This is a genomic window from Campylobacter estrildidarum (genome assembly GCF_005406205.1).
GTDB classification, from domain to species: domain Bacteria; phylum Campylobacterota; class Campylobacteria; order Campylobacterales; family Campylobacteraceae; genus Campylobacter_D; species Campylobacter_D estrildidarum.
Window position 1 is genome coordinate 113,845 of record NZ_NXLZ01000003.1, and the last position, 26,024, is coordinate 139,868.

Below are 26,024 nucleotides of genomic sequence, written 5' to 3' on the forward strand. Positions count from 1 at the left end.
AGTATTTAATTTACCTTTTTTTAAACACAATCACGCTAAAGTATAGAAATTTTTTTAAGGATTGATTTGATGATGCCTTTTAGCGATGAAGAACTTATAAATCCTGTAAAATCGAGCTTAGAAAAAAGCATTCCTATGTTAGAACGTGATGGAGGTGGGCTTGAATTTTTGGGGATTAAAAATGGAGTAGTTTATGTGCATTTAATCGGTGCTTGCAAAGGTTGTGCATCAAGTAGCACAACTCTAAAATACGGACTTGAAAGACAACTTAAAATCGATATTCATCCAGAAATTACCATCGTAAATTTAAATGGCGGGGCAGAAGAATTTGCAAAATTATAAAAAACTCGGTATTGAACATTTTTTAAAAAAAGATTTTAAAGCAGCAAAAGTATATTTTTCTCTAGCCTATGAAAAACGCAAAAATAAACGTTTGTTTAATTTTATCTTGCTTTGTGATTTGGCTTTGAAGTTTCCTAAAGAAGCTATTTTGCTTTTTGAATTTTATTTAGAACATTACTCTGTAAGTAAAATCGATAAAGATTTTGAAGAAATTTTTAAAACTATAGAAGCTCAAAATGAAAAAAAATCACAAAATGAACTCGAAGATGGTCACGCTTTAAATTATCAAGATTTTTTAAAAAGCGAACAGCAAATCGGTTTTAAAAAGAGTTTTGAAAATGTTATAAATAGTACTAAATTAGTCATTGACAATCGTGATGATTTTTTAGATTTTTTAGAAAAATTGGTAGATAATGGTTACAAAGATATGACTTTAAATTATATAGAAAATGTTCTTGCTCATTTTTGGGCCAATGAAAAATTTATAAGAATTCAAGAAAAACTTATAGGATTTAAAAGTGAAAATCAAGCTTGAAAATTCATTCATTACAGATAATACCCTAGAATGTGAAAAAAATTGCTTTTTTTTAACAACAGAGCAAAACAAACGATTTGAAAATGAAGCCTTAAAAAAAGAATGCAAGATTATTGATGTTGAAGAATGTAAAAAATTGCTTAATATTGATGAAAATATAAAAATCATCGGTATTACTGGAACAAATGGAAAAACAACCACTGCAGCGGCAATTTATTCTATACTACTTGATTTAGGATATAATTGTGGTCTTTGTGGAACTCGTGGTGCTTTTATAAATGATGAACAAATTGATCAAAAATCTCTCACAACTTCTGCGATTTTAAAAACTTTAGAATACCTAAAAATAGCTACAGAAAAAAAATGTGATTTTTTTGTTATGGAGGTAAGCTCTCACGCTCTAGTGCAAAATAGAATCGAGGGTTTAAAATTTGCAGCAAAAATTTTCACCAATATCACTCAAGATCATCTAGATTTTCATAAAACCTTTGAAAATTACAAACAAGCTAAAGAACTTTTTTTTACAGATGAAAGTTTAAAATTTATCAATAAAGACGCTTTAGCAATCAAATTCAATGTAAAAAACGCTTTCACTTATGGGATAGAAAATCCTTCTTTATATCAAATCAAAGCTTATTCTTTAGAAAATGGAATTGAGGCAATTGTTATGATTAAAAATGTAAGTTTTCATATAGAATCACCTATGTTAGGACTTTTTAACCTTTATAATCTTTTAGCCGCAAGTGCTTGTGTAAATGAACTTGTGAAACCAAATTTAATCAATTTAGAAAAAGCGATTAGCAATTTTGGGGGAGTTTGCGGAAGAGTAGAACAGGTTGCTGATGGAGTTATCGTTGATTTTGCTCATACACCTGATGGTATAGAAAAAGTGCTCGACACACTTAAAAATAAAAAACTTATTGTGGTTTTTGGAGCAGGAGGTAATAGAGATCATACCAAACGACCTTTAATGGGCAAAATTGTAGAACATTTTGCAAAAACTGCTATCATTACAAGTGATAATCCACGTGATGAGGATCCAAAAACCATAATCGAAGAAATTGCAAGCGGTTTTAAAGAACCAAAAAAAGCTTTGATGATTGAAGATAGAAAAGAAGCGATTAAAAAAGCTTTAGAACTTAAAGAAAAAGACGATTTGGTAGTAATATTAGGCAAAGGTGATGAAGATACTCAAGAAATTAAAGGTGTAAAACATCCCTTTAGTGATAAACTTGTTGTAAATGAAATTTTAAGGACGAGTAATGTTTGAAAATATAGATTTTTCTAAAATGGGAGAACTTTTAAATCAAGTTCAAGAAAAAGCAAAAAATATAGAATTAGAACTTGCCAATAAAGAATTTAGTGCAAAAAGTGGCGGGGGGCTTGTAAAAGTCAGTGCAAATGGAAAAGGAGAAATTATTGATGTAAGTATTGATGATTCATTGCTTGAGGACAAAGAATCGATGCAAATTTTACTTATATCTGCTATCAATGATGTTTTAGCTATGGTTACACAAAATCGCAATCATATAACTAATGATGTTTTAGGAGGCTTTGGAAAATTATGAGATTTTTATTTTGTATTATCGCTTTTTTAATGATCGGGCAAGCCATAGAACGCCCTACTTTTGAAGATTTTGTCGCAGGTTATGAAAGAAATAAAGCTAGTATGTTTAATTACGAGGGACTTCCTGCTTTTGTATTGAGTGAAAATTTACTGGCTGTTTTGAAACTACCTAATGCAAAATTGAACAAATATGTAAAATACGATCCTTTTTTAAATCTTTATCTTGTTCGAACTGACTTTTCACTGATTCCTACGCCTATGGGAGATGAAGAAAAATTAACTCGTAATGATTGGGTAGGAGTTTGGGATCCAAATAAACCTTATATAGGTCATATTAAATATTTAGCTCAAAACATTAATGAAAGAGATCAGCTTGATTTTAATACAAAAATAGGACTTTTAGGAACTGCTTGTTGCGAGATGATGGGTATTGCTTTAGATGATAATTCTTTTATAGGAAATCGTTATTTAAAACACTTTATGAAATATAACGATGTTTATTGGGGGGATATAGGTGTAGATTTTGCACTAAGAGAGAATAAGATTTATGTTAATAAAATTCGTAAAAATGGTCAATTTTTAATTAATGATGAAGTGATAAGTGTAGATGGAACCCCTGTTAAAAGCTTAAGAAAACTAAATGAAAAAATCCTTTTTGCAGATCCTGGAAGTACTCTTTATTTTCAAGTTTTAAGAGATAATGTAGATTTAAACATTTCAACTGAAGTTTTTGCAAAAGACATAAGTATGTTTAATCTCCCAAACACTAAACCGAAAGTAAAACCAACAAATTTTAGAAGCAATTTAGGCTTAAGTGTTAATTCATCCTTGATTGTTACAAAAGTTGATCCAAAATCTAAAGCTGATTTAGCTGGATTTATGGTGGGCGATAAAATTTTACGCGTCAATAATGCTATAGTTAAAGATTTTAAAAACTTACAGACCATACTAGCTGGAGGAAATGATTTTAATATTTTAATTCAAAGAAAAAGTTCTAAGCTGCCTTTACATAACTTTAATGATAATTTGCTTGGCAATATCAATACAAATGGAGATGGAAATTTTCAATTTTTTATTAGGCTTAAAAAGTGAGAGAAATTTTTATCAAGCATTTAAATGAACATTTGCCATATATAGAAAGTTTTCATCCTTTTTTTAACGAAGCTTTGCAAGCAATGTTAAAAGCAGGAGGAAAACATTTTCGTGCGCAATTACTTTTAGGTGTAGTCAATTGCAAAACGCCACAGCTCATTTCAAATGCTTTAGATGCAGCCTTAGCATTAGAATTTATCCATACTTATTCTCTTATTCATGATGATTTACCTGCTATGGATAACGCTGATTTTAGACGAGGTGCCCCTACTCTACATAAAAGCTATGATGAAACTGCAGCTATTTTAGTTGGAGATGCTTTAAACACAGAAGCTTTTTTATTATTAAGTAATTTAAATTTAAAAGAAAAGATCAAAATCAATCTAATCCGTACTTTAGCTTACAATGCGGGTATTAATGGAATGATTATAGGTCAAGCTATTGATTGTTATTTTGAAGATAAAAAACTCAAATTAGATGAACTTAAATTTTTACACATTCATAAAACTGCAAGGCTTATAGCTGCATCTTTAAAAATGGGTTGTGAAATTTGCGAACTAAATGAAAAAGAAAGTGAAAAGATTTATAATATCGGTTTAAAATTAGGTTTGATTTTCCAAATCAATGATGATATTATTGATGCAACTATGAGTGAAGAACAGAGTGGAAAACCCACAAATCACGATACACATAAAAATTCTTTTGTGAATTTATTAGGACTTCAAGAAGCTATAAATTACAAAAATGATTTGATTCAAGATTGCAAAAATGATTTGATCGATTTAGATGAAAACATATCAAAAATGATTGAAAATCTTATAACACAATATTTATAAAGGTTGAAAATGGATGCAAAATTTCTAAAAATTCAAGCAGATACTTTAAGATTTTTAAGTGCAGATATGATTGAAAAAGCAAATTCTGGTCATCCTGGTGCTGCATTAGGTCTAGCTGATATTTTAAGTGTTTTAAGTTATCATTTAAAGCACAATCCTAAAAATCCAAATTGGATAAACCGCGATAGATTAGTTTTTTCAGGTGGCCATGCTAGTGCTTTAATTTATAGTTTTTTGCATTTAAGCGGTTATGATTTAAGTTTAGATGATTTAAAAAATTTTAGACAACTTCATTCTAAAACTCCTGGGCATCCAGAAATCACAACACCAGGTATTGAAATTGCAACGGGTCCTTTAGGACAGGGTGTGGCAAACGCTGTTGGGTTTGCTATGGCTGCTAAAAAAGCCAAAAAAATGCTTGGAGAAGATCTTATTGATCATAAAGTATATTGTCTTTGTGGTGATGGAGATTTACAAGAAGGAATTTCTTATGAAGCTTGTTCTTTAGCAGGACTTCATAAACTAGATAATTTAATACTCATTTATGATAGCAATAATATCTCTATAGAAGGAGATGTAGGTCTTGCCTTTAATGAAGATGTTGCCTTGCGTTTTAAATCTCAAGGTTTTGAAGTTCAAGATATCGATGGACACAATTTTGAAGAGATTGATAAAGCTTTAAAAAAAGCAAAAAATTCTAAACAACCAAGCCTTATTATTGCAAAAACAACCATTGCTAAAGGTGCTGGAAAGCTCGAAGGAAGCCATAAAAGCCATGGTGCACCCTTAGGAGAAGATATTGTAAAAGAAGCTAAAGAAAAAATAGGTTTTGATAAAAATTTAACCTTTCAAATTCCACCAGAAGCAAAAATTCGCTTTGAAAGTGCTATAGAACTTGGGGATTTAGAAGAAGCGAGATGGAAAGAAAAACTTAAAAATTCAGAAAAAAAAGAACTCTTAGAAAAGCTTTTAAAGCCTGATTTTAGTAAAATACAATATCCCGATTTTAAAGGCAAAGATCTTGCCACAAGAGACAGTAATGGCGAAATTTTAAATATTTTAGCTAAAAATTTAGAAGGCTTTTTAGGCGGAAGTGCGGATTTAGGTCCTTCAAATAAAACAGAACTTCACGAAATGGGAGATTTTGTAGAAGGAAAAAATATCCATTTTGGCATAAGAGAACATGCAATGGCAGCTATTAATAATGCCTTTGCGCGCTATGGCTTATTTTTACCTTTTTCAGCAACTTTTTTTATATTTAGTGAATACCTAAAACCTGCTGCTAGAATTGCAGCTTTAATGAAAATCAAACATTTCTTTATTTTCTCTCATGATAGTATTGGAGTGGGAGAAGATGGTCCTACGCATCAACCTATCGAACAATTAAGTATTTTTAGAGCTATGCCTAATTTCTTGACTTTTAGACCTGCAGATGGGATTGAAAATGTTAAAGCTTGGAAAATAGCTCTAAACGCAGACATACCAAGTGCTTTTGTGCTTTCACGTCAAAAACTAAAAGCTTTAAGTGAACCAGTCTTTGGGGATGTTAAAAATGGAGCTTATTTGCTAAAAGAAAACACCAATCCTAAATTTACTCTACTTGCTAGCGGTAGCGAAGTTTCACTTTGCTTAGATGTTGCCAATGAACTTGCAAAACAAAATATTGCCTGCAATGTCGCTTCGATGCCTTGCTTTGAACTTTTTGATCAGCAAGAAAATGATTACAAAAAAAGAATTTTGCAAGGAGAAGTTATAGGGGTTGAAGCAGCAAATTCTAATGAACTTTATAAATTTTGTCATAGAGTTTATGGTATTGAAAGTTTTGGAGAGAGTGGAAAAGAAAAAGATGTATTTGAATACTTTGGCTTTAGCACTTCTAAACTTTTAAATTTTATACTTGAAAAACAAAATGGATGCAAATTTTAAATTTCAAAAAGATAAATTATTGATTTTTGGAATTTGGGATAAAACAAGTGTTGCAAAATTAAAGATCCACAATTTTTTATCTCAAATTTCAAATGCAAACTATATTTTTGACTTTAGTAATTTAGAAAAAATTGATATGGCTGGAGTGAGATTTTTTTTAGCTTTAGAATTTGATCTTAAAAAAAATAATATTACAATATCAAAGCAAGGTTTAAACTCGCGTTTTCAAAAACTATTCCAACTTTGTGAAAAAAACTATCAAAGAATAGATAATAATGTGCAAAAAAATAAGATCAGCTTTAAAGAATTATTTACATCTTTAGGGATACTAATTATCAACTTTTTAATAATTTTAAGAGATTTTATCAATTTTATAGGTGCTTTTTTCATCAGCCTTTTGCTGTGTTTTAAAAATCCTAAAAATTTCCGCTTCGTATCTTTTTTATATCATATAGAAAATTCAGCATTTAACGCTTTACCTATTGTCATTTTAACTGCTTTTTTAATAGGAGTTGTTCTTGCTTATCAAGCAGCTTACCAATTGGCACAATTTGGGGCTAATATTTTTATTGTTGATCTAATAGGAATTTCAGCCACTAGAGAACTTGCTCCTTTGATCACAGCTATTATAATAGCTGGAAGAAGTGCGAGTTCTTACACGGCACAAATTGGAGTGATGAAAATAACAGATGAAATCGCTGCAATGAATACAATGGGCTTTAGATCTTTTGATTTTATCATTATCCCTCGTGTTATAGCCTTGATCATTTCTATGCCCTTAATAGTCGCTCTAAGCGATGCTATAAGTATTTTAGGTGGAATGATAGTTGCAAAAATAAACCTTGATATTTCTTTTTCAGAATTTATAAGACGCTTTAAAGAAGCAGTCGAATTAAAGCATATCATCATAGGTCTTGCAAAAGCTCCGATGTTTGGATTTTTAATAGGTTCAATTGCCTGTTTTAATGGTTTTAAGGTAAAAAATACCACACAAAGCATAGGAATTTATACCACAAAAAGTGTTGTAAGTACTATTTTTTGGGTGATAGCATTTGATGCTTTATTTTCGATTATTTTAACTATGGCCGGAATTTGATGGTTATTAAAGCACATAATATCACGACCAAATTTGATCAAAAAATAATCCACAATAAAATCAATTTTGAAGTTAAAGAAAATGAAATTTTTGGCATTTTGGGTGGAAGCGGGAGTGGCAAATCCGTTTTACTCAAACAAATGTTACTTTTAGAACACTTTGATGAAGGAGAGTATGAAATTTTAGGCTTTAAGCTTAAAAATATCAGTGAAAAAAATGCTTTAAATTTACAAAAACAATGGGGAGTGGTTTTTCAATTTGCTGCTCTTTTTAGTTTTTTAAATGTTTATGAAAATATAGCTATCCCTTTAAAAGAATACACTCAATTGGATGAAATTTCCATCAAAGAATTAGTTCTTATGAAGCTTAAAATGGTTGGATTAAATGAAAGTGTTTTAAGGCAATTTCCAAGCCAACTAAGCGGAGGAATGCAAAAAAGAGTGGCCATTGCAAGAGCTTTAGCCTTAGATAGCAAATTGCTTTTTCTTGATGAACCTACTTCAGGTTTAGATCCACATAGTAGCCGAGAATTTGATGAGCTTATTTTAGAATTACAACAAATTTTTAATCTTAGCATTGTATTGGTAACTCATGATAAAGACAGTATGAAAACCTTGCTTGATCGTTTTATCATTTTAGAAAATAAAAAAGTGGGATTTTATGGGACTTATGAGGAACTTAAAATGCAAAATGAAAAACTTTTAAAAAGATTTATGGAGTAAAAGTGGAAAATAGAGCTAATTACTTTTTTGTAGGGATTTTTGTCTTTGGATTGTTTTTTGCTAGTTTGGCATTTATACTTTGGCTTGGAGGATATGCTAAGGATGAAAGCTTTGAATATTATGAAATTCAAACGCAAGAATCTGTAGCCGGCCTTGGCATTAAAGCGCCAGTAAGACTTTTAGGTGTAGAAGTTGGAAGCGTAGAAAATATTAGCATTAATACACAGCAAGATTTAGGAGTTGAAATACTGATTAAAGTAAAAAAAGATACTCCTATAAAACAAGATACTTTCGCAACTTTGCAATTACAAGGAATTACGGGGCTTAAATTTGTTCAATTGCAAGGTGGAAGTAAAGATAGTCCAAAATTAATCAGTAAAAACAAAAATAAACCGCCTATAATCCAATTTAAAGAAAGTTTTTTTACCGCCATAGATAAACAAAGCGAACATATTTTTTCTTTAGTTAAAACAGCAGATGATAAAACCAAAGAACTTTTAAGTAAGCAAAATTTAAAAAATTTAGAACTCATTTTAAAAAATTTAGCCCAAGTTAGCATTAACCTTAATCAAAACTCACAAAAAATGAGTCAAAATATTACAAATGCAAGTTTTAAATTAGGACAAATGGCAGATAATATAAGTCTTGCGGCTAAAAATTTTAATGAAATTTTAAAAAGCATTAAAGAAGGGGCAATTGCTTTAAATTCTTTTGCCAAAAAAGCCAATTTAAAAATGGACTCTTATGATGAAGATATTGAACAAAATTTAGGACTCTTAAAAAAAGTTTTATTAGAAAGCGAACTTTTAATTAAAAATCTACAAAAAAGCCCATCTGATCTTTTATTTAAACAAGAAAAACCTCAACTAGGACCTGGAGAAAGATAATGAAAAAGTATTTATATATATTTATTTTAAGTTTTATTTTTTATGGATGTTCCATTAATAGTCAAGTTGATAAAACTCAAATGTTTATTTTAAAAAACAATGAAATTCCATCTAATATTGTTTTTAAAAAAATAGATAAAATTTTAAAAATTAAAAATGCTTATTTACCCTTATATCTTAATTCAAAATCAATTATATATATAGAAAATAATATGGGCAATTCTTATGCTTATTATTTTTGGGCGGATTTGCCAAGCAATTTTTATCAATCTTTGCTTTTATCCAAACTAGAACAAGCTAAAATATTCAAAGCTGTGATTTTTAAAGAAAGCTCTTTAGAGTCTGATTATATTCTTGAAAGTAGAATTGAATCTTTTGAACAGATTATTAAACTTGAGCAAAATTATGCAAAGATTACAATCAGCGTGAATTTAATTGACGCAAAAGAAAATAAAACCATTTCTCATCGTCTTTTTAGCACCAAACAAAATATTGATGAAAAAGATATTCAAGGTGTTTATAAAGCCTTTGACAAAGGTCTAAATTCTTTAACCAAAGATATTGTTTTATGGATCAATTCTAATATAAATTAAAAAATAGGAACACTTTTTGCTTTAATAAAATTTAGTAATAATTTTTTGAAAGGCAAAAAAATGAAAAATGAATTAGATGTATTAAAAAAACATTTGGGAGAAGTGGAAGGAGTTGGCGAATTTAAGGCCAATCAAATTTGCTCTCAAATAAATGATGCTAATGATTTTATTGGTGCTTTACAAATACTTGAACTCTCGCTTAAAAAAATTGAACAAAGCATTACTCAAAGACTTGATGAAAAAATCGATGATTTACAAAAACGCACTCTAGATGCAACCACTTCGCAACTTATCCAAAATTGTTCTTTCATGGGAACTGCACTTTTTGGAAATATTTTTAACGTATATGTTGGCAAAAAACTTTTTGAATTTGAAATTTCAAATCCTCTTTTAATCTTAGAAAAAGCTGGATATGAAGGAGTTTTAGCATATATTCAAGATAAAAGAGATGAAATAAAAAATATTTTAGCTGATCTAGCCAATGCTATTGTTATGGGTCAAAGTATAGATAACACTGGAATGTATAATTCAACTACAGATTTTAAAAATCTTTTTAGATAATAAAAGCTGTTTCATAAAGCAGAAAGAATATCTGCTCGCCCATTAATAACCGCTACGCAATGTTCATAATGTGCAGTGTTTAACTCATCAGCACTGCCCGCATCCCATTTTCCATTAAAATGCTTTGGAGTGCCATCTTTTTGGCATATCATAGGTTCTATGCAAAAAACCATTCCATTTTTTATCTTAGGTCCGCTTTTTGCATTAGCTCCCTTTTCTAAATAATTTAAAATTTCAGGCTCCCCGTGAGGTTTCCGACCTATTCCATGTCCGCAATACCCACGCAATGGAACAAAACCTCTTGAAGTAATAAATTCACCCAACGCAGCCGAAAGCTCCTTAAAACGCATTCCATCTTTAATAATATCAATTGCATAATACAAAGCATCTTTAGCACAAGCAATCAAAGCTTCATCCTTAGAAGAAATTTTACCAATAGCAATAGTTCTAGCAGCATCTCCATAATACCCATCAAGCATTGCGCCGACATCTATGCCTAAAATATCGCCTTCTTTGAGAATTTTATCATCAGGAATTCCATGGATGCAAACTTGATTTAAAGAAGTACAAATTGCACCTGGAAAGCCATAAAGTCCTTTAAAAGAAGGTTTGGCACCCAAGCTTAATATATGCTCTTCTGCCATTTGATCAATTTGTTTTAAACTCATTCCAATTTTTATTTCTTTTTCTAGAAAATCCAAAGTTTTTGCAACGATTTGATTTGCGTTTCTAAGTTTTTCTATTTCGGCAGGTTTTTTTAATTCTATCATGATTTATCCTTATAAATTTAACCAAATTTTAGCAGTATTTTTTAAAGATTGCACATCACTTGAAGCATAAAAATGCAAAAGAGCTTTATCTTTTTTATAAATTAATTTTTCTTTTTCTTTCAAAAAATCAACTATAGCATCACCTGAATGGATTAATTTTGTATTTTGACCAAAATAATTACTCAAAGATTTCATTAAAAAAGGAAAATGAGTACAAGCAAGAATTAAAGCATCGGGAGTTTGAACTTTTTCAAAATAATATTTCATAGCACTTTGTAAAAATTCTCCCTCAAAAATACCCTCTTCAACCATAGGAACAAAAAGTCCAGTCGCTAAAGCTTCAATATTAGTAAAACCTTGTTCGATTAGACGTTTTTGATATTCTTGTGAATTTATAGTCGCTTTTGTAGCAATTACTAAAATTTTCTCATCTTTATACTTGAGTGCTTTTTTTGTTGCTTCAACTCCAGCATCTATAACTCCATATATGGGAATATTAGCATTCTTTTGTAATACATCTAAAGCATAAGCACTTGCAGTATTACAAGCTATTATAAGCATTTCAATTTGAAATTTTTTAAAAAATTCCAACGCTTCCAAACAAAACTTAATAATTGTATCCTTATCTTTCACTCCATAAGGAACTCTCGCAGTATCTCCATAATAAATTATTTCATCAAATAAATTTGCCTCATAAAGAGATTTTAAGACGCTAAGTCCTCCTACGCCACTATCAAAAACACCGATTTTCATCTTATATATCTTCTAGCACCTATATAACGTGATTTCCAATAAGAATTACTCAAGCTAACCTCCTTAACTCCACCTTTAGAAGAAAGGTGTATAAATTTTCCTCTACTTGTATAAATTCCAACATGCATACCATTTGGCCCTCTACCTGTTTTAAAAAAAACCAAATCTCCAGTTTTTAAATTTGACTTAGAAACTCTTATACCTGAATTTAATTGAGTGGTAGTTGTTCTTGGAATTCTTGTATTTAATTCTAATAAAGCTTTTTGAGTAAAGCCTGAACAATCCGCACCTCTTTTTGTAGTACCTCCTAAAACATAAGGAGTTCTTCTCCATTCATAAGCAATTGATTTTAGTTTAGATTCTGCGTTTGAGGAATGATAATTTGTTTTTCCCATAAAAGCAAAATTAGGATAAAAGCTACATCCAGTAATAAAAAATAAGGTCAAAAAAATAAAAAAAATTTGTATCATTAAACTTCCTTTAAGCACGATTTGCAAAAAATCTAAGATAGATAAAGCCCCAAATTCCTGAACAAAATGAAGCTATTAAAATAGCAAGATTATCCGCATAATGAAATATATCACTTACTTCATAAGCTAAACCATCAATAAATAAACTCATAGTAAAACCAATGCCTGTTAAAATACAAACTCCATAAAGTTGTTTTAAATTAGACCCTTGAGGTAAGTTGGCTAATTTAAATTTTATAGCAAAATAAGAAAAGACAAAAACTCCCAATTGCTTTCCTATAAAAAGTCCGAAAAATATTCCTATACTCACTCCTGAAAAAATAGCCTTTAGATCAATATTTGATAAATTTACCCCAGCATTTGCAAAGGCAAATAAAGGTAAAATAACAAAAGTGAGCCAAAATTTTAAACTCTCATAAATTTCTTCTAAAAAAGGTTTTCCTTCTTTGGTAGCCATAGGAATAAAAAAAGCAGTGATAATCCCTGCTAAAGTAGCATAAACTCCGCTTTTTAAAACGCTAATCCAAAGAATTAAAGAACAAATGAAATAAAAAGATTTTCGCGTAATTTTTAAAATATTTAATATAAACATTATAAAAATAGTAATTGCAGCTACAGTAAAAGCAAAAATAGAAAGTTCAGTGGTATAAAAAATTGCGATAATTAAAATAGCACCCACATCATCAAAAATTGCTAAAGAAAGTAAAAAAAATTTCAAACTTGATGGAATATGTTTACCACACATCATCAATATAGCTAAAGCAAAAGCTGTATCTGTAGCTGTTGGAATAGCCCAACCTTTAAGTGTATAAACATCTCCTATATTGATTAAAGTGAAAAATAAAGCAGGAACAAGTATCCCACCTAAGGCCGCTATAAAAGGTAATATTATATTTTTAGGATTTTTAAAATCTCCATGTAAAAATTCTTTTTTAAGCTCAAGTCCGATCGCAAAGAAAAAAATTGATATTAATCCATCATTGATCCAAAGCAAAAAAGGTTTATTAAGCTCAAATTCGCCTACACTAAACCCTACCTTTAAATTAAGAAGATTTCGGTAATGCTCGCTAAAAAATCCATTTTGCACAAATAAAGCAAATATGGTAGAAATAATGAGCAAAATTCCACCAAAAGTTTCACTTAAAAATATTTTTTTTAATTTGCAAAATATATCATTCATTTAATTATCTTAAGATATATAAAACCAACCAATGCACTTAAAAAACTTGCTGATAAAATAGCTAGTTTATCCGCGTGTTCAAAAATATCACTATTTTTATAAGCTAAACCATCGATAAATAAACTCATAGTAAAACCTATACCTGTTAAAATACAAACTCCATAAAATTTAGAATATTTAATATTTTCGGGAAGTTTTGCAAGTTTGAATTTAATAGCAATATAACAAAAAGAAAAAACTCCTAGTTGTTTTCCTAAAAATAAACCTAGCACAATTCCAAGACTAACAGGCGAAAACAAAGCACTGATATCCATATCTTTGATATCAACCCCAGCGTTTGCAAAGGCAAATAAAGGTAAAATAAAATATACTACCCAAGGATTTAAATCTTTTAAAACCTCATGCAAATAAGGTTTTTTATTTGGAGTATCTAAAGGTATAAACAAAGCTATGATAACCCCTGCTAAAGTAGCATGAACCCCGCTCTTAAGCATTGCTACCCATAAAATTACTCCAATTAAAACATATAAGGATAAATGTGTAATATGAAAATAGTTAAAAATAAATAAAACTAAAATACATAAAAGACAAATAACCATTGCTAAAAATGAAAGTTGATCGGTATAAAATAATGCAATAATAATAATCGCACCCAAATCATCAAAAATCGCTAAAGAAAGTAAAAATAATTTAAGGCTAGATGGAATTTTATTTCCCAAAAGCATTAAAATCCCTACAGCAAATGCTATATCGGTAGCTGTTGGAATAGCCCAACCTTGCATGGCAAATTCATGAGGATGATTGATCGAAGTAAAAATCAAAGCCGGAAGTATCATACCTCCTAAAGCTCCAAATAAAGGCAAAGAAACTGATTTTATATTTTTAAGTTGTCCTCTTAAAATTTCATATTTTAACTCAAGTCCTATACAAAGAAAAAATATAGCTATTAAACCATCATTTATCCATAGTTCTAAAGGTTTTGATATTTTAAAATGATCAAACCCTATTGTAAAATTAGCATGAAAAAGATCTGTATAGATTGGATTTAAAAAGGAATTTTTAAAAAACAAAGCTAAAAAAGTAAAAAATATTAGCAAAATTCCAGGAAAAGTTTCACTTAAAATTATTTTTTTTATAATATGCATTTATACTCCTAAAGGAATTTTGTTCTTTATGGATTTTAATTCGGATTATAGCAAAAAATACTAAAGAAATAATTATTTTTGGGTGAGAATTAGGATGTAAAACTACATCCTAAAAATTAAGATATTTAAGCGTAAATATCCAAACCACTAGAGCTAGAAGCTTGTGGAGCGGAGGCTTCAGAGACATTCTCCATACCTTCAATAAGCTTACTCATTAATGTTTCATTTGTATCCATAGATTTTTTTAATACAGAAGTATTAACCGCTGTCAATAAGTTCGCATTACTCATGGTTGCATCTGAAATCATACTTTCCTCCTTATTTTAAATATAGTCTTATAAAAGACACTTAACTAATATCGGAATTTTTTCTTAAAAATTAACACCTTTAAAAAATATTTTATAAATCATGATAATCTTTGGTAAAAATTATATTATTTTAGTCTTATTTAAGATTATTGATATTATACTTTATTGATAATAAATATTATTTTTATAAAATCATTTCATTATATAAAACAAAATTAAGGAAATAAGATTTAGATGAAAATTTTTAAGGTTGTATTTTTTAGTCTTGTATTCTTTTTAACAAGTTCTGCATTTGCAAAAATTGATGATTATGTAACCGAATCTAATACTATTAAAAATATATTAAAACAAAGTCTTGCTTTATACAAACAAGGAGACAACCAAGGTGCAAAAAAACTAAGCGAAGATGCATATTTTCAACATTTTGAAAATATGGAGGGTCCTATAGGTCGAAATATAGGTCGAAAAGCTATTACAATGGAGCGTAAATTTGTTAATTTGCGTCGTATGTATAAAGAAAAAGCTCCTTTAGAACAAATCAATGCACTTATTGATAGTCTTTATTATGATTTAGACGAAATTGCTCCTATATTACAAAATGGATACAGGCTAAAAGCAGAAGCTAGTGAAACAAATTACGATAAGGCAGCTGCAGAAAAGTCTAGCTTAGAAGCTAATGCTAAACGAGAAGCTGATGCCGAAAATTTAATTGCTCAAATAATGGGAGTAAAAACGAGCGAGCTTAATCAAAGTAAAACTAATCCTAATACAACCGCATCAAATATTAAAGAAAATAGCATTGATTCAGATCTTCAGGCAGCAGCTTCTATGGATGCAAGATTACAATTTATTCTTGATAATATTTCCACTAAATTTACCTTGGCTGCAAATGCCTTTAAAAACGGAAATTATGATGAAAGTAAAAATTTATTAAATGATGCTTTATTTAATGATTATCGTAATACAAAAGTTGAAATTCTAATCAGTAAATTTACCAAGGCAGGAAATGATCAAAAATTTCAACAAGCTCTAAGAGCTTTGATACGCAAAGTTGATGAAAAAAAAGTTGATGAAAAAAAACTAAGAGATGATTTAGACAATATAGAAGAGCAGCTTTTTGATGTATTTTTACAAATTCCAAATTCAGAACTTTCAAAATTAAAATTAAAAGGTTTTAATAATGAAAATCAAGGAAAAAATTATGCTAAAGTAGGAGATGATATTAAACTTGCTTTAAATGAAATTTTAAATAATTATGATGGTTTTAATATTTCAGCTATTAATGATTTACAAAATACTTATTTAGACATTTTTGAAGCTAGTGGAATGGAAAACAAAATAGGGGCGGTAGATAGTAATTTGAAATTAAAAATTGAAAGTTTATTTTCTCAAAGCGTTGCATTAATCAAAAATAGCGCCGATAAAAAAGAGCTAAAAGCTACTTTTGATGAATTAGAAAAATTCATCCAGCAAGGCATAGATAAAATTCAAGATTCTACGCCTTATTCTCTTTTTATATGGGCTTTAGGAATTATCATACGCGAAGGTTTAGAAGCTTTAATTATCGTTGTTGCTATCGTATCTTATCTTGTTCAAAGTGGTAATAAAAATCGCCTCAATATAGCCTATAGCGCACTTTTTACCGGAATCATACTCAGCTTTATTACAGCTTTTGCTGTCTCTTGGCTTTTTAAAGAAAATGCGGGGCAAAGTAGAGAACTTATAGAAGGCATTACTATGCTTATAGCTGTTCTTTTATTATTTTATGTTGGATTTTGGTTGCTTTCAAACGCACAAAATAAAAAATGGGCTAGTTTTATCAAGCAAGGTGCAATTGATGCTATTTCAAACAATAGCGCAAAAACACTTTGGATTACCGTTTTTCTAGCTGTTTATAGAGAAGGTGCGGAAACGGTTCTTTTTTATCAAGCTTTGCTTTTTGATGCAAAAACCAGTACGGATTTAAGTGCTATATTTGGGGGACTTGGACTTGGAATTTTAATTTTAATTGTTTTATATTTTCTTTTAAAAGCAGGAGCTATTCGCATCCCTGTTAAGCAATTTTTTTATATCACCTCTTATATAATCTTTTACATGGTATTTGTTTTTACAGGCAAGGGTATAGCAGAGCTTATAGAAGGAAAAATCATCCTTCCTAGTTTAGTTCCTATGAATTTTGAACCTATATTATGGCTTGGAATTTATCCTTACTATGAAACTTTAATTCCTCAATTTATAGTCTTAATTTTATTAATCATTGGTATTTTAATCACAAAACAAATTTCAAAAAAAGGAGTAAAATGAAAAAAATTTTATCAAGCGTTGCTATAGCAGCGATTGCAAGTATCAATCTTTTTGCAGGTGAAGTGCCAATTGGCGATCCAAAAGAATTAAATGGGATGGAAATAGCCGCTGTTTATCTTCAACCAATCGAAATGGAACCAAGAGGAATTGATCTTGCAGCATCTTTAGCAGATATTCACTTAGAAGCAGATATTCACGCAACTAAAAATAATCCTAATGGCTTTCCTGAAGGATTTTGGATGCCTTATCTAACCATAGCTTATGAACTTAAAAATACGGATACTGGAGCCATTAAACGCGGAACTTTAATGCCTATGGTTGCGGATGATGGTCCTCATTATGGTGCTAATATCGCTATGGAAAAAGACAAAAAAGGTGGTTTTGGAGTGGGTAATTATGAACTCACTTTTTATATTTCAAATCCTGAAAAACAAGGATTTGGACGCCATGTTGATGAAGAAACTGGCGTAGGTAAATGGTTTGAACCTTTTAAAGTTGATTACAAATTTAAATACACAGGCACACCTAAATAATTCCCAAATTTTTAGAAATTCTTAATAATAGAATTTCTAAAAATACTTCTTATTCTTTAAAAAATAAAATCTTGATTAATTTTAATATCTTAAAAATCTTTATACAAAAATTTATTTATTTTTTACACTTGTTAAAGTTTTTTATGTAATAATAACTCTTATCAATATAAAAAAGTGAAAGATTATGAGCATATATTTTGTCAATTTTATTTCCAATATTTTGCCCTTAAGCGTTTTAATAGCTTTTATAAATCCTGACAAAAAATACATTACAAAAAGCTTTATAGCGGTTTTTTTGGGATTTTTATTTGGATACTTTGCATTTTTTATATCTGCACAATTTTTAAAAACTGATAATTTGATATTTAATTTCAATTTTATTTTTATAGCTTCTTTGCTCGTAAGTTTTATATTTTATTTTTGGGAAAAGTTTAAAATTTTAAATTTAATATTATCAACCATTATAAGTTTTTGTATAGCTTTAAATTATTATTATATCAATCAAGATTTACCTATATTTAGCAATTCTTTATTGGATAGTCAAACAATTACATCTTTAGGTTTTATATTCTTAGCTTTCATTATTTGTATTTTAATCTTTTTCTTTTTAAGATGGCAAAAAACAATCAATAAAAAAGCAAGTTTTGTTGTCTTTTGTATCGTTATCTTTGTAGAAATGGATCGTGCTTTAGCTAATATTTTACTCACTTTGATGAGAAATTCAATTATTGATACTGAAACTTTTTTGGTTAGCTTTGTTGGAAAAAGCAATTATTTTGGTACTTTTAAAATTTATCTTTATATCATTTTAATCCTTATTCTTGCTTTTTTAAGTTTAAAAATTCGCCAAAACAATATCAATAAGCATACGATTTTAGATATTAAGTATCGCAAAGATAAGGCAAAAAATCATCTAATCAATTCTTATTTTTCGAGCGTTTTTATAAGCTGTATAGTTAGTTTTTGTATCGTTTTGTATTTTTTTATGATCAGTTCTAAACCTTTGGTTATAGATGAACCTAAAGAAATTTTACCTAACGCTGAGGGCAAATTTATCTTTGATGTGGCTCTTTTAAGGGATAATAAACTCCATAGATTTGCCTATGTAACAGCTGAAGGTAAGGTTGTGAGATTTTTTCTAATCAATAAAAGAGAAGATAGAGACTCTCCTGTCGCTGTTTTTGACGCTTGTATGATTTGTGGAGATATGGGATATATTAAAAAAGATGGAGAATTAATCTGCATTTCTTGTAATGTCCGTATTTTCCTACCAAGCGTAGGAAAATCAGGTGGTTGCAATCCTATTCCTTTAAAATACACTTATGATGGCAAAAATATTATTATCGATGTAAAAGATGTAATTGCTGGATCTAATTATTTTAGTCAAATCAAAGAAATTCAAGTAATTGATCCTGTCTCAAAAGATAAACTCATTAACATAAAAGCACCTTTTTCTTATAGTTATAAAGGAATTACTTATTATTTTATTAATGAAAAAAACTATGAAGAATTCAAAAAAGATCCTTTAAAATTTATTGAAGAAACTGAAGCTAAATTTTTGATCCAAAGGAGAAATGATGTTGGCTAAAATAATTCTTAATTCTATTTTTAAAAATAAAATTCAAAAATTCTTAGCCTTTCTCACTTGCTTTTTAGCTACTCTTTTGCTTTGTATTATGCTAAATATTACTTTAAGCATAGGCAATGAAGTCACAGAACAATTAAAAAGTTATGGATCAAATATACTTGTTTTACCTAAAGGATCTAATTTAAATATTGAAATTGGTAATGAAATTTATGAACCTTTAAAAAATAAAAACTATCTTAAAGAGAAAAATTTATACATGATTAAAGATATTTATTGGCGTAATAATATCACAGCATTAGCTCCTTTTTTAGATGGAAAAATCACAATTAAAAAAGATGGTAAGCTTATAAAAACCCTATTATATGGTACTTATTTTAGTCAAGCGATTAAAATAAAAGATGATGATGATTTTGTAACAGGAATTCAAACTCTTTATCCTTATCTTAAAGTAGAAGGAAACTGGGCAAAAGATGATAGCAATGAAATTATGCTTGGTGAAGATTTGGCTAAAAATTCCAAACTAAAAATAGGACAAAATATAACACTCCTTGGAGAAAATAATATTTCAAAAGAAGTTAAGATTGTAGGAATTTTATTACATACAAATCCTAAGATGTCAAATAAAATCATTGCTCCTTTACACCTTGTCCAAGAATTACTCAACAAACAAGGGCTTTATTCAAGTGCTGAAGTTAGAGCTTTTACTATACCAGAATCCGCACTTTCTGAAAAAGTACGCCGCTTAGGAGAGGAAAAACTCGATCAAGTTGAATACGATAAATGGTATTGTTCTGCTTATGTAGGCTCTATTGCCAGTCAAATCAAAGATGGACTTCCTGGTTCTGATGTAAAAGTGCTAAATGCTATAAGCGATGCTCAAAATTTAATCGTTAAAAAAATTCAATCTTTAATGTTAATCACTTGCATTATTTGCATCATTGTTTCAAGCATAGCCATTTCAAGTCTTATGAATTCAGAAATTCATCGTAGAAAAAAAGAAATAGGTCTTTTAAAAGTCCTTGGAGCTAATACTTTTCAAATTTATTTAATCTTTTCTAGTGAAAATTTAATTGTAGCCTTTATCGCTGCAATTTTCGGATTTTTATTTGGTATAGGAATTTCAGAAATTATTAGTCTTAATATTTTTGGCTATTTTATCGATATTGCTTTTATAGCCTTACCTTTGAGTTTAGTTTTTGCTGGCTTAATAGCTATAATTGGCTGCTTAATCCCTATAAAAAATATTTCCAATCTTTCTCCAGTAGAGGTGCTTTATGGAAAATAGATTTTTTTTCAATGAGCTTTTTAAAAGCCTTAGTTTTTCTTATCAAAGACTTTTTATCATCGTTTTATCCATTTTCATAGGTGCCTTAACTTGTTCAGCATTTTTAAATATCTATTTTGATATAGATACAAAACTTTCCAAGGAATTAAAAGCTTATGGAGCAAATGTAATTATAAGTTCTAAAAATATAGATGAAAATTTTATTCCCAATATCAAATATGAAGAAATCAAACAAAAATTAAAAGCTAGAGCTTTAACGCCGTTTTTATATGAATTCCTAAATTTAGGCAGCACAAGTGCGGTTGTTTTGGGAACAGATTTTAAAGCCTTAAGACTGACTAAACCTTTTTTAGAGATAAAAGATGGGAGCTTTTCTTTAAGAGATTTTAACGATAATTCTGTTTTTTTAGGTGTCGATCTAGCTAAACAATTAAACCTTAAAGCAGGAAATGAACTGCAAATTTATAATCCAAATAATGGAAAAAGTGTTAAACTAACCATAAAAGCTATATTTTCAAGTAATGATGAATTCGATAGCATAGCCTTAGCGTCTTTAAATGTAATTCAAAATTTAAGTGATACTCAAGGCATTAATTATGCTAATGCTATAATAGATAGTGATTTTCAAAGCGTTTGGCATAAAACCCAAACTATTAGTGATAATACTATCAACGCTAAACCTATATCATCGGTATCTTTAAGTGAAAATTTGGTTCTTAAAAAAATAAAAACCTTAATGTTTTTAATCGTCATTATTGTTTTAATTATAGTTACAACCAGTGTTAATACCACACTAAGCTCTATCATATTTTCTAGAAAAAAAGAAATTGCTTTGCGTTTAGCCTTAGGAGCTAAAAAGAGCGAAATTTTTAAACTTTTTGCAAGTGAATGTTTTATAGTAAGCTTAATAGCAAGCATCATAGGGGCATTTTGTGGAATATTTTTAGCCAATATTTTTGGTTATTTAATTTTTAATTCCAGCATTGACTTTAGATTTAAAGCGGTATTAATATCTATCATTATTTCTTTGGCTTTTGCTTTTTTTGCCGCTTTTTTACCTATAAAAAAGGCTTTAAAAATTAATATTTGTGATAATTTGAAAGGTGATTAAAATGAAAGAATTAATAAAAATAACAAATCTTAGCAAAAATTTTGGCAAAGTTAAGGCTTTAAATAATATTAATTTAAATGTTTATCAAGGAGAATGGCTTGCCATTATGGGGCCATCAGGAAGTGGTAAATCCACACTTTTAAATATTTTATCTCTAATGGATACTCCAAGCAGTGGTCAATATATCTTAGATGGGCAAAATTTAGAACAAATTCAAGAAGAACAAAAAATACAATTACGCAGAGAAAAAATAGGACTTATATTTCAGCAATTTCATCTTATCCCTTATCTAAATGCTTTAGAAAATGTGATGCTTTCTCAATATTATCACTCTTGCGTTGATGAAGAAGATGCAAAAATGATGCTAGAAAAAGTAGGACTTTCACATCGCTTAGATCATTTACCCAATCAACTAAGTGGGGGAGAACAACAAAGAGTATGTATTGCAAGATCTTTGATTAACAACCCAGAGCTTTTACTCGCAGACGAACCCACAGGGAATTTAGATGAAGCTAATGAAGAAATCGTTCTTCAAACTTTAAAAAAACTCAAAAATGAAGGAAAAACAATTATTCTAATCACACACAATCCAGATTTAGCTAAATTTGCTGATAGAACTATATGCTTACATCATGGGGTTTTAAAATGAAATTTTTATGCATTTTTATTGCGCTATTTTTATTTAATGCATGCTCCTTTGAAAATCATAAAAAAAGTACGAAAATAGGAGAAGTGGCTACAGAAATTTCAGCTAAAAATCTTTTAGGAGATAAAATTAAACTAAACGATGATAAAAATTCTTTAAAAGTATTAGTTTTTTTTCAAAATGGTTGCTCTTCTTGCTTAAAGGAACTGCCTTATCTAGATAAATTTGCGCAAAATTATCCAGATAAAATTAGCGTTTATGCGATCAATTCAGCCAATGATATACAAACTATACAATCTTTAGCTAAAAAATTTGATTTTAAAAATGTCGAAATTTTAAAAGATGATCTTAAAATAACACAAGATAGGTATGCCATATTTGCAACACCAACAACTATTATCATTAAAGATGGAATTATAAAAGATAGAATTTTAGGAGAAACACCTTGGGAAAATTTAAAATCCAAGCTTATTTCATTGCTTTAATCACAGCTTTATTTTTTATAGCCTGCAGTGATGGGGAAAATTTTAAAAGTTTGGATAATAAAAATTATAATTTTTCCTATAATGGTTTTGAGAAAAAATTAAAACTCAACCAACAAGATCAAAATTTTGCTTTAGCATTTTTTACTAAAGATTGTGGGGTTTGCAAAGATCAAATAAAAATTTTACAACAATTAATCCAAAATTATAATTTTAATATCTTTGTAGTTTTAGGGGATGCAAAAAATTTAAATGATGCAAAAAATTGGGCAAAAGAAAAAGGTTTAACTCAATTAACTTTATTTTATGAAAAAAATGCAGCTAAGTATCTTTCAGATTCAATAGGTGGTATTTATGGAGTTCCTGTAATTAGTTTTTTTGAGTCAGGAAAAATGAATAAAAAATTTATAGGATTAACACCTTATCATATACTTGAAAATGAAATTAAAAGGATAAAAAATTAATCTTATCCTTTATAAATAATTAAAGTTTTTGATCTCCTAAAAAATAGCCATAAATTTCATAACTTCCGTCTTTTTTCATTAAAATGACAGGATATTTTTCATAATGACCTTGCTCCATTCCAGGACTTCCTTGTGGCATTCCAGGAGCTGAAATACCTATAACATCTTTTGGTTTATTTTCAAGAAGCCAAGCTACAGCGCTTTCAGGAACATGTCCTTCAACGACATAGCCTTCAATAATTCCTGTATGGCAGCTTTGATATTCATTTTTGATACCATATTGATCTTTAATTTTTAAAAAATCATTTGTTTTATGTACTTTTACACTATAACCTTTTTTCTTCATATAGGCTGCCCAATAATCGCAACACATACAAGTAGGACTTTCATAAATTTCTAAATTTTTAGCTTGTAAAATAGAAACACTTGCAACTACAATAAAAGCTGAAATTATTTTTTTCATTTTCTACTCCCTAAATTTCATTATTTTTAACCATGCAATCTAAATTAACAATATATCAAATTTTACTTTTAAACAAAGTAAATCTTTTTGTGCAAAATTAATTTTTTATTTAATTGACTTAATCGATATTGTCTATAAGCAATAAAAATAACTCCAATAACCAACCAACAAATCCCACTCCAAATAAGTCCTGACTCTTTTCCAAGCAATGATATAAAAAATACCCCAATAAAATTCACTAAAGCTGCAACCAAAAACAATATATCTGCTAAACGTTGCTTTTTAAGTTTTTTCAGTTTTTCATCTTTTTCCATGTTTTTCCCTTAACTTTTTAATCTCTTCTAAAAGCATAAATTTAAGCTTCTTAAGCCCTGTTTTTTCAAGACTTGAAACCTCTATCAAAAAGCTTTGTGGATCTTCTATACTTTTTAAATAATCTTTTAAATTTACTATATTCTCTACGATCTGTTTTGCAAAATCAACACCTAAATTCACACTATCACTTTTTGAAATCATGATACCAAATTCCCGTCCAAAAAGCTCTTTAGAAAATTTTTCAAGCTCATTTCTTAACACTATAAATTGATCTTTTAAAGGCATTTCTCTTAAAGGATCCAATACAAAAAGTAAAAAAGATGTTCTTTCTATATGCTTTAAAAAAGCAAGTCCTAAACCTTTGCCTCCACTTGCACCCTCGATAATACCTGGGATATCCGCCATCACAAAAGAATTATACTCATCTACATCAACAAGACCAAGTTTTGGTGTCAGTGTAGTAAATTCATAATTTGCAATTTCAGGTTTTGCATTTGAAACTACACTAATAAGAGTCGATTTTCCCACATTTGGAAAACCCACAAGTCCTACATCAGCGATCAATTTAAGCTCGAGTCTTACTAAACGACTCTCTCCTTTTATGCCAGGTTGTGCATAATCGGGACGTTGATTGGTTGCGTGTTTAAAATGAGTATTTCCAAGACCTCCTTTGCCTCCTTTTAAAAATACTTCCCTTTGTCCTTCTTTAGTTAAATCAAGTAAAATTTCATTACTTTGTGCGTCAATTACTTGCGTACCTTCAGGAACAATGAGTTCTAAATTTTCTCCTTTTTTTCCATTTTTATTACGCCCCATACCGGCTGCACCATTTTGCGCACGAAGTTCCTTTTTTCCTTTAAAATTAACAAGGGTGTGAGTATTGTTATCGCATATAAAAATAATATCCCCGCCATTTCCGCCATCGCCACCATCAGGACCGCCCAATGGAACGTGCTTTTCGCGACGAAAACTTACAGCACCTTTACCTCCATCACCTGAAGCTAAAGTAATTTTAACGCTATCAATAAACATTTATAACCTTAAGATTTTTTGAAGAGAAGTATAACAAAAGAAAGATAAAAACGCAATTTGAAAGAGAATATTTCGTCTCTTCCAAATTGTAGGACTATTTTTATTTGCCCTTTAGGGTATTTCCCCTACCGCCACTACTAGGATTTCCAGTAGTTGATGGGTAATTTGGATTTGTATTTCCGCCTCCCATTATTTCTCCTTTTATTTAAATTAAACAATGGTATTATACCCCGATCATAAATAAAACTTAAAATAAAAAGCTTTAAAAACTTAATTCTTATGATTAATTTTTTATTTAAGAATTTAAAAACAAAAATATAATTATAAATAAAAATTAAAAATGTTAGCAAAAGTTTAAAATTTTCTAGGCAAAAAGCCTAGAAATTAAGCAGGATAAACAGAAACTTTTTTTCTATCTTTATCTTTTCTTTCAAATTTAACAAAACCATCAATTAAGGCAAAGATAGTATGATCTTTTCCTATACCTACATTATTACCTGCGTGAGTTGCAGTTCCTCTTTGACGAATAATGATATTTCCGGCTCTAACAAATTCACCACCAAATTTTTTAACACCTAAACGACGACCTATAGAATCGCGATTATTTTGAGTTGAACCTTGACCTTTCTTGTGTGCCATTCTTTACTCCTTAAGCTTTAATATCTTTAACTATAACGCGAGTAAATTGTCTTCTAAAACCTCGTTTGAGTTTAGAATCTTTTCTGCGTCTTTTTTTATAAATTATAACCTTCCTATCTTTTCCGTGATTGATCACTTCTAAAACAACTTTTGCACCTGCTACGAAAGGCGCCCCTACCTTAATATCTTTATCGCAAACTGCAAGTACTTCATTCACTTCGATAGTAGCTTTACTTTCAGCTTCAAAGTGATCTAGCTTTAATTCATCATTAACGCTAACTTTATACTGCTTTCCGCTGTGTTTTATAATAGCATACATTGCTTTTCCTTATAATTTGGTAAGTACCATAAAGCACCGATTTCGGATTTAAAAAGCTTT

The 26,024-nt window shown here is 29.2% G+C and carries 31 protein-coding genes; 20 read left to right on the forward strand and 11 right to left on the reverse strand.

Features of this window, described 5'->3' with window-relative positions; translation table 11 throughout:
• Window positions 1-69: 69 nt before the first annotated feature.
• Genes CQA69_RS02670 through CQA69_RS02725 form a run of 12 tightly spaced genes read left to right on the forward strand, consistent with a single transcriptional unit; the run spans window position 70 to window position 10,157 of the window.
• Window positions 70-342 (forward strand): NifU family protein, encoded by a 273-nt coding sequence (locus CQA69_RS02670; RefSeq protein ID WP_137620280.1) that lies wholly within the window; start codon window positions 70-72, stop codon window positions 340-342.
• On the forward strand, window positions 329-877 hold the full coding sequence (locus CQA69_RS02675) for a histidine kinase (RefSeq protein ID WP_137620281.1): 549 nt from the start codon (window positions 329-331) through the stop codon (window positions 875-877). The genes CQA69_RS02670 and CQA69_RS02675 overlap by 14 nt, the downstream gene beginning before the upstream one ends.
• Complete coding sequence (locus CQA69_RS02680) at window positions 861-2,147, forward strand: UDP-N-acetylmuramoyl-L-alanyl-D-glutamate--2,6-diaminopimelate ligase (protein WP_137620282.1); 1,287 nt, start codon at window positions 861-863, stop codon at window positions 2,145-2,147. The genes CQA69_RS02675 and CQA69_RS02680 overlap by 17 nt, the downstream gene beginning before the upstream one ends.
• The gene (locus tag CQA69_RS02685) at window positions 2,140-2,445 is read left to right on the forward strand and encodes a YbaB/EbfC family nucleoid-associated protein (protein ID WP_137620283.1); all 306 of its coding nucleotides are present in this window, start codon (window positions 2,140-2,142) and stop codon (window positions 2,443-2,445) included. The genes CQA69_RS02680 and CQA69_RS02685 overlap by 8 nt, the downstream gene beginning before the upstream one ends.
• Window positions 2,442-3,536 carry a PDZ domain-containing protein gene (locus CQA69_RS02690; protein WP_137620284.1) on the forward strand — a complete coding sequence of 365 codons (1,095 nt, stop codon included), beginning with the start codon at window positions 2,442-2,444 and terminating at the stop codon, window positions 3,534-3,536. The genes CQA69_RS02685 and CQA69_RS02690 overlap by 4 nt, the downstream gene beginning before the upstream one ends.
• Window positions 3,533-4,372, forward strand: coding sequence for a polyprenyl synthetase family protein (locus CQA69_RS02695; RefSeq protein WP_137620285.1), 840 nt, complete (start codon window positions 3,533-3,535; stop codon window positions 4,370-4,372). Before CQA69_RS02690 ends, CQA69_RS02695 begins: the two co-directional genes overlap by 4 nt.
• A 9-nt stretch (window positions 4,373-4,381) precedes the next feature.
• Window positions 4,382-6,298 carry a transketolase gene (tkt, locus tag CQA69_RS02700; RefSeq protein WP_137620286.1) on the forward strand — a complete coding sequence of 639 codons (1,917 nt, stop codon included), beginning with the start codon at window positions 4,382-4,384 and terminating at the stop codon, window positions 6,296-6,298.
• Complete coding sequence (locus CQA69_RS02705; RefSeq protein ID WP_137620287.1) at window positions 6,282-7,394, forward strand: ABC transporter permease; 1,113 nt, start codon at window positions 6,282-6,284, stop codon at window positions 7,392-7,394. Before tkt ends, CQA69_RS02705 begins: the two co-directional genes overlap by 17 nt.
• The gene (locus CQA69_RS02710) at window positions 7,394-8,116 is read left to right on the forward strand and encodes an ABC transporter ATP-binding protein (RefSeq protein ID WP_137620288.1); all 723 of its coding nucleotides are present in this window, start codon (window positions 7,394-7,396) and stop codon (window positions 8,114-8,116) included. Before CQA69_RS02705 ends, CQA69_RS02710 begins: the two co-directional genes overlap by 1 nt.
• Before the next feature lie 2 nt (window positions 8,117-8,118).
• On the forward strand, window positions 8,119-9,003 hold the full coding sequence (locus CQA69_RS02715) for an MlaD family protein (protein ID WP_137620289.1): 885 nt from the start codon (window positions 8,119-8,121) through the stop codon (window positions 9,001-9,003).
• Entirely contained in the window at window positions 9,003-9,596 is a 594-nt protein-coding gene (locus CQA69_RS02720) for an ABC-type transport auxiliary lipoprotein family protein (protein ID WP_137620290.1), read from the forward strand. The genes CQA69_RS02715 and CQA69_RS02720 overlap by 1 nt, the downstream gene beginning before the upstream one ends.
• Window positions 9,597-9,656: 60 nt before the next feature.
• Window positions 9,657-10,157 carry a flagellar FLiS export co-chaperone gene (locus CQA69_RS02725; protein WP_137620291.1) on the forward strand — a complete coding sequence of 167 codons (501 nt, stop codon included), beginning with the start codon at window positions 9,657-9,659 and terminating at the stop codon, window positions 10,155-10,157.
• Window positions 10,158-10,168: 11 nt separating this feature from the next.
• On the opposite strand, the gene map is transcribed toward CQA69_RS02725, so the two are convergent.
• From map to CQA69_RS02755, 6 genes are all read right to left on the reverse strand, one after another.
• Entirely contained in the window at window positions 10,169-10,927 is a 759-nt protein-coding gene (gene map / locus CQA69_RS02730; protein ID WP_137620292.1) for a type I methionyl aminopeptidase, read from the reverse strand.
• A 9-nt stretch (window positions 10,928-10,936) separates the two neighbouring features.
• Window positions 10,937-11,680 carry a glutamate racemase gene (gene murI / locus CQA69_RS02735; RefSeq protein ID WP_137620293.1) on the reverse strand — a complete coding sequence of 248 codons (744 nt, stop codon included), beginning with the start codon at window positions 11,678-11,680 and terminating at the stop codon, window positions 10,937-10,939.
• Window positions 11,677-12,150, reverse strand: a complete 474-nt coding sequence (locus tag CQA69_RS02740; protein ID WP_137620294.1) for a C40 family peptidase — start codon at window positions 12,148-12,150, stop codon at window positions 11,677-11,679. The genes murI and CQA69_RS02740 overlap by 4 nt, the downstream gene beginning before the upstream one ends.
• Before the next feature lie 10 nt (window positions 12,151-12,160).
• The gene (nhaA, locus tag CQA69_RS02745) at window positions 12,161-13,330 is read right to left on the reverse strand and encodes a Na+/H+ antiporter NhaA (protein ID WP_137620295.1); all 1,170 of its coding nucleotides are present in this window, start codon (window positions 13,328-13,330) and stop codon (window positions 12,161-12,163) included.
• On the reverse strand, window positions 13,327-14,475 hold the full coding sequence (gene nhaA, locus CQA69_RS02750; protein WP_137620296.1) for a Na+/H+ antiporter NhaA: 1,149 nt from the start codon (window positions 14,473-14,475) through the stop codon (window positions 13,327-13,329). Before nhaA (CQA69_RS02750) ends, nhaA (CQA69_RS02745) begins: the two co-directional genes overlap by 4 nt.
• Before the next feature lie 125 nt (window positions 14,476-14,600).
• Window positions 14,601-14,783 (reverse strand): YjfB family protein, encoded by a 183-nt coding sequence (locus tag CQA69_RS02755; protein WP_137620297.1) that lies wholly within the window; start codon window positions 14,781-14,783, stop codon window positions 14,601-14,603.
• A 234-nt stretch (window positions 14,784-15,017) separates the two neighbouring features.
• On the opposite strand from CQA69_RS02755, the gene CQA69_RS02760 reads away from it, so the two are divergent.
• The 8 genes from CQA69_RS02760 (at window position 15,018) to traF (ending at window position 23,196) form a co-directional block, all read left to right on the forward strand.
• Entirely contained in the window at window positions 15,018-17,087 is a 2,070-nt protein-coding gene (locus CQA69_RS02760; protein WP_137620298.1) for an FTR1 family iron permease, read from the forward strand.
• Entirely contained in the window at window positions 17,084-17,620 is a 537-nt protein-coding gene (locus tag CQA69_RS02765) for an iron transporter (protein WP_137620299.1), read from the forward strand. Before CQA69_RS02760 ends, CQA69_RS02765 begins: the two co-directional genes overlap by 4 nt.
• A 184-nt stretch (window positions 17,621-17,804) precedes the next feature.
• Entirely contained in the window at window positions 17,805-19,208 is a 1,404-nt protein-coding gene (locus CQA69_RS02770) for a Fe-S-containing protein (protein ID WP_137620300.1), read from the forward strand.
• Window positions 19,195-20,493 carry an ABC transporter permease gene (locus CQA69_RS02775; RefSeq protein ID WP_137620301.1) on the forward strand — a complete coding sequence of 433 codons (1,299 nt, stop codon included), beginning with the start codon at window positions 19,195-19,197 and terminating at the stop codon, window positions 20,491-20,493. Before CQA69_RS02770 ends, CQA69_RS02775 begins: the two co-directional genes overlap by 14 nt.
• Window positions 20,483-21,604: an ABC transporter permease gene (locus CQA69_RS02780; protein ID WP_137620302.1), complete on the forward strand. Its 1,122-nt coding sequence runs from the start codon at window positions 20,483-20,485 to the stop codon at window positions 21,602-21,604. The genes CQA69_RS02775 and CQA69_RS02780 overlap by 11 nt, the downstream gene beginning before the upstream one ends.
• A complete protein-coding gene (locus CQA69_RS02785; RefSeq protein WP_137620339.1) occupies window positions 21,600-22,253 on the forward strand; it encodes an ABC transporter ATP-binding protein in 654 nt (217 codons plus the stop codon). Before CQA69_RS02780 ends, CQA69_RS02785 begins: the two co-directional genes overlap by 5 nt.
• Window positions 22,250-22,735, forward strand: a complete 486-nt coding sequence (locus CQA69_RS02790) for a TlpA family protein disulfide reductase (RefSeq protein ID WP_137620303.1) — start codon at window positions 22,250-22,252, stop codon at window positions 22,733-22,735. Before CQA69_RS02785 ends, CQA69_RS02790 begins: the two co-directional genes overlap by 4 nt.
• Entirely contained in the window at window positions 22,696-23,196 is a 501-nt protein-coding gene (traF, locus tag CQA69_RS02795; protein ID WP_137620304.1) for a conjugal transfer protein TraF, read from the forward strand. The genes CQA69_RS02790 and traF overlap by 40 nt, the downstream gene beginning before the upstream one ends.
• Window positions 23,197-23,215: 19 nt before the next feature.
• Here traF and CQA69_RS02800 read toward each other — a convergent pair whose 3' ends face one another.
• The 5 genes from CQA69_RS02800 to rplU form a co-directional block, all read right to left on the reverse strand.
• The gene (locus CQA69_RS02800) at window positions 23,216-23,659 is read right to left on the reverse strand and encodes a DUF411 domain-containing protein (protein ID WP_137620305.1); all 444 of its coding nucleotides are present in this window, start codon (window positions 23,657-23,659) and stop codon (window positions 23,216-23,218) included.
• A gap of 68 nt (window positions 23,660-23,727) precedes the next feature.
• Window positions 23,728-23,973 carry a hypothetical protein gene (locus tag CQA69_RS02805; protein ID WP_137620306.1) on the reverse strand — a complete coding sequence of 82 codons (246 nt, stop codon included), beginning with the start codon at window positions 23,971-23,973 and terminating at the stop codon, window positions 23,728-23,730.
• A complete protein-coding gene (obgE, locus tag CQA69_RS02810; RefSeq protein WP_137620307.1) occupies window positions 23,960-25,006 on the reverse strand; it encodes a GTPase ObgE in 1,047 nt (348 codons plus the stop codon). Before obgE ends, CQA69_RS02805 begins: the two co-directional genes overlap by 14 nt.
• Window positions 25,007-25,390: 384 nt before the next feature.
• Window positions 25,391-25,645 (reverse strand): 50S ribosomal protein L27, encoded by a 255-nt coding sequence (gene rpmA / locus CQA69_RS02815; protein WP_002778821.1) that lies wholly within the window; start codon window positions 25,643-25,645, stop codon window positions 25,391-25,393.
• Window positions 25,646-25,655: 10 nt separating this feature from the next.
• A complete protein-coding gene (gene rplU, locus CQA69_RS02820; RefSeq protein ID WP_137620308.1) occupies window positions 25,656-25,964 on the reverse strand; it encodes a 50S ribosomal protein L21 in 309 nt (102 codons plus the stop codon).
• Between the last annotated feature and the right edge of the window lie 60 nt (window positions 25,965-26,024).

What these genes read in the sequence shown, in the direction of transcription:
- CQA69_RS02670 (WP_137620280.1), top strand. Translation starts at nt 70, where the DNA reads ATGATGCCTTTTAGCGATGAAGAACTTATAAATCCTGTAAAATCGAGC.
- CQA69_RS02685 (WP_137620283.1), top strand. Translation starts at nt 2,140, where the DNA reads ATGTTTGAAAATATAGATTTTTCTAAAATGGGAGAACTTTTAAATCAA.
- CQA69_RS02690 (WP_137620284.1), top strand. Translation starts at nt 2,442, where the DNA reads ATGAGATTTTTATTTTGTATTATCGCTTTTTTAATGATCGGGCAAGCC.
- tkt (WP_137620286.1), top strand. Translation starts at nt 4,382, where the DNA reads ATGGATGCAAAATTTCTAAAAATTCAAGCAGATACTTTAAGATTTTTA.
- CQA69_RS02705 (WP_137620287.1), top strand. Translation starts at nt 6,282, where the DNA reads ATGGATGCAAATTTTAAATTTCAAAAAGATAAATTATTGATTTTTGGA.
- CQA69_RS02710 (WP_137620288.1), top strand. Translation starts at nt 7,394, where the DNA reads ATGGTTATTAAAGCACATAATATCACGACCAAATTTGATCAAAAAATA.
- CQA69_RS02720 (WP_137620290.1), top strand. Translation starts at nt 9,003, where the DNA reads ATGAAAAAGTATTTATATATATTTATTTTAAGTTTTATTTTTTATGGA.
- CQA69_RS02725 (WP_137620291.1), top strand. Translation starts at nt 9,657, where the DNA reads ATGAAAAATGAATTAGATGTATTAAAAAAACATTTGGGAGAAGTGGAA.
- map (WP_137620292.1), bottom strand. Translation starts at nt 10,927, where the DNA reads ATGATAGAATTAAAAAAACCTGCCGAAATAGAAAAACTTAGAAACGCA.
- murI (WP_137620293.1), bottom strand. Translation starts at nt 11,680, where the DNA reads ATGAAAATCGGTGTTTTTGATAGTGGCGTAGGAGGACTTAGCGTCTTA.
- CQA69_RS02740 (WP_137620294.1), bottom strand. Translation starts at nt 12,150, where the DNA reads ATGATACAAATTTTTTTTATTTTTTTGACCTTATTTTTTATTACTGGA.
- nhaA (WP_137620295.1), bottom strand. Translation starts at nt 13,330, where the DNA reads ATGAATGATATATTTTGCAAATTAAAAAAAATATTTTTAAGTGAAACT.
- nhaA (WP_137620296.1), bottom strand. Translation starts at nt 14,475, where the DNA reads ATGCATATTATAAAAAAAATAATTTTAAGTGAAACTTTTCCTGGAATT.
- CQA69_RS02755 (WP_137620297.1), bottom strand. Translation starts at nt 14,783, where the DNA reads ATGATTTCAGATGCAACCATGAGTAATGCGAACTTATTGACAGCGGTT.
- CQA69_RS02760 (WP_137620298.1), top strand. Translation starts at nt 15,018, where the DNA reads ATGAAAATTTTTAAGGTTGTATTTTTTAGTCTTGTATTCTTTTTAACA.
- CQA69_RS02765 (WP_137620299.1), top strand. Translation starts at nt 17,084, where the DNA reads ATGAAAAAAATTTTATCAAGCGTTGCTATAGCAGCGATTGCAAGTATC.
- CQA69_RS02770 (WP_137620300.1), top strand. Translation starts at nt 17,805, where the DNA reads ATGAGCATATATTTTGTCAATTTTATTTCCAATATTTTGCCCTTAAGC.
- CQA69_RS02775 (WP_137620301.1), top strand. Translation starts at nt 19,195, where the DNA reads ATGATGTTGGCTAAAATAATTCTTAATTCTATTTTTAAAAATAAAATT.
- CQA69_RS02780 (WP_137620302.1), top strand. Translation starts at nt 20,483, where the DNA reads ATGGAAAATAGATTTTTTTTCAATGAGCTTTTTAAAAGCCTTAGTTTT.
- CQA69_RS02790 (WP_137620303.1), top strand. Translation starts at nt 22,250, where the DNA reads ATGAAATTTTTATGCATTTTTATTGCGCTATTTTTATTTAATGCATGC.
- CQA69_RS02800 (WP_137620305.1), bottom strand. Translation starts at nt 23,659, where the DNA reads ATGAAAAAAATAATTTCAGCTTTTATTGTAGTTGCAAGTGTTTCTATT.
- CQA69_RS02805 (WP_137620306.1), bottom strand. Translation starts at nt 23,973, where the DNA reads ATGGAAAAAGATGAAAAACTGAAAAAACTTAAAAAGCAACGTTTAGCA.
- obgE (WP_137620307.1), bottom strand. Translation starts at nt 25,006, where the DNA reads ATGTTTATTGATAGCGTTAAAATTACTTTAGCTTCAGGTGATGGAGGT.
- rpmA (WP_002778821.1), bottom strand. Translation starts at nt 25,645, where the DNA reads ATGGCACACAAGAAAGGTCAAGGTTCAACTCAAAATAATCGCGATTCT.
- rplU (WP_137620308.1), bottom strand. Translation starts at nt 25,964, where the DNA reads ATGTATGCTATTATAAAACACAGCGGAAAGCAGTATAAAGTTAGCGTT.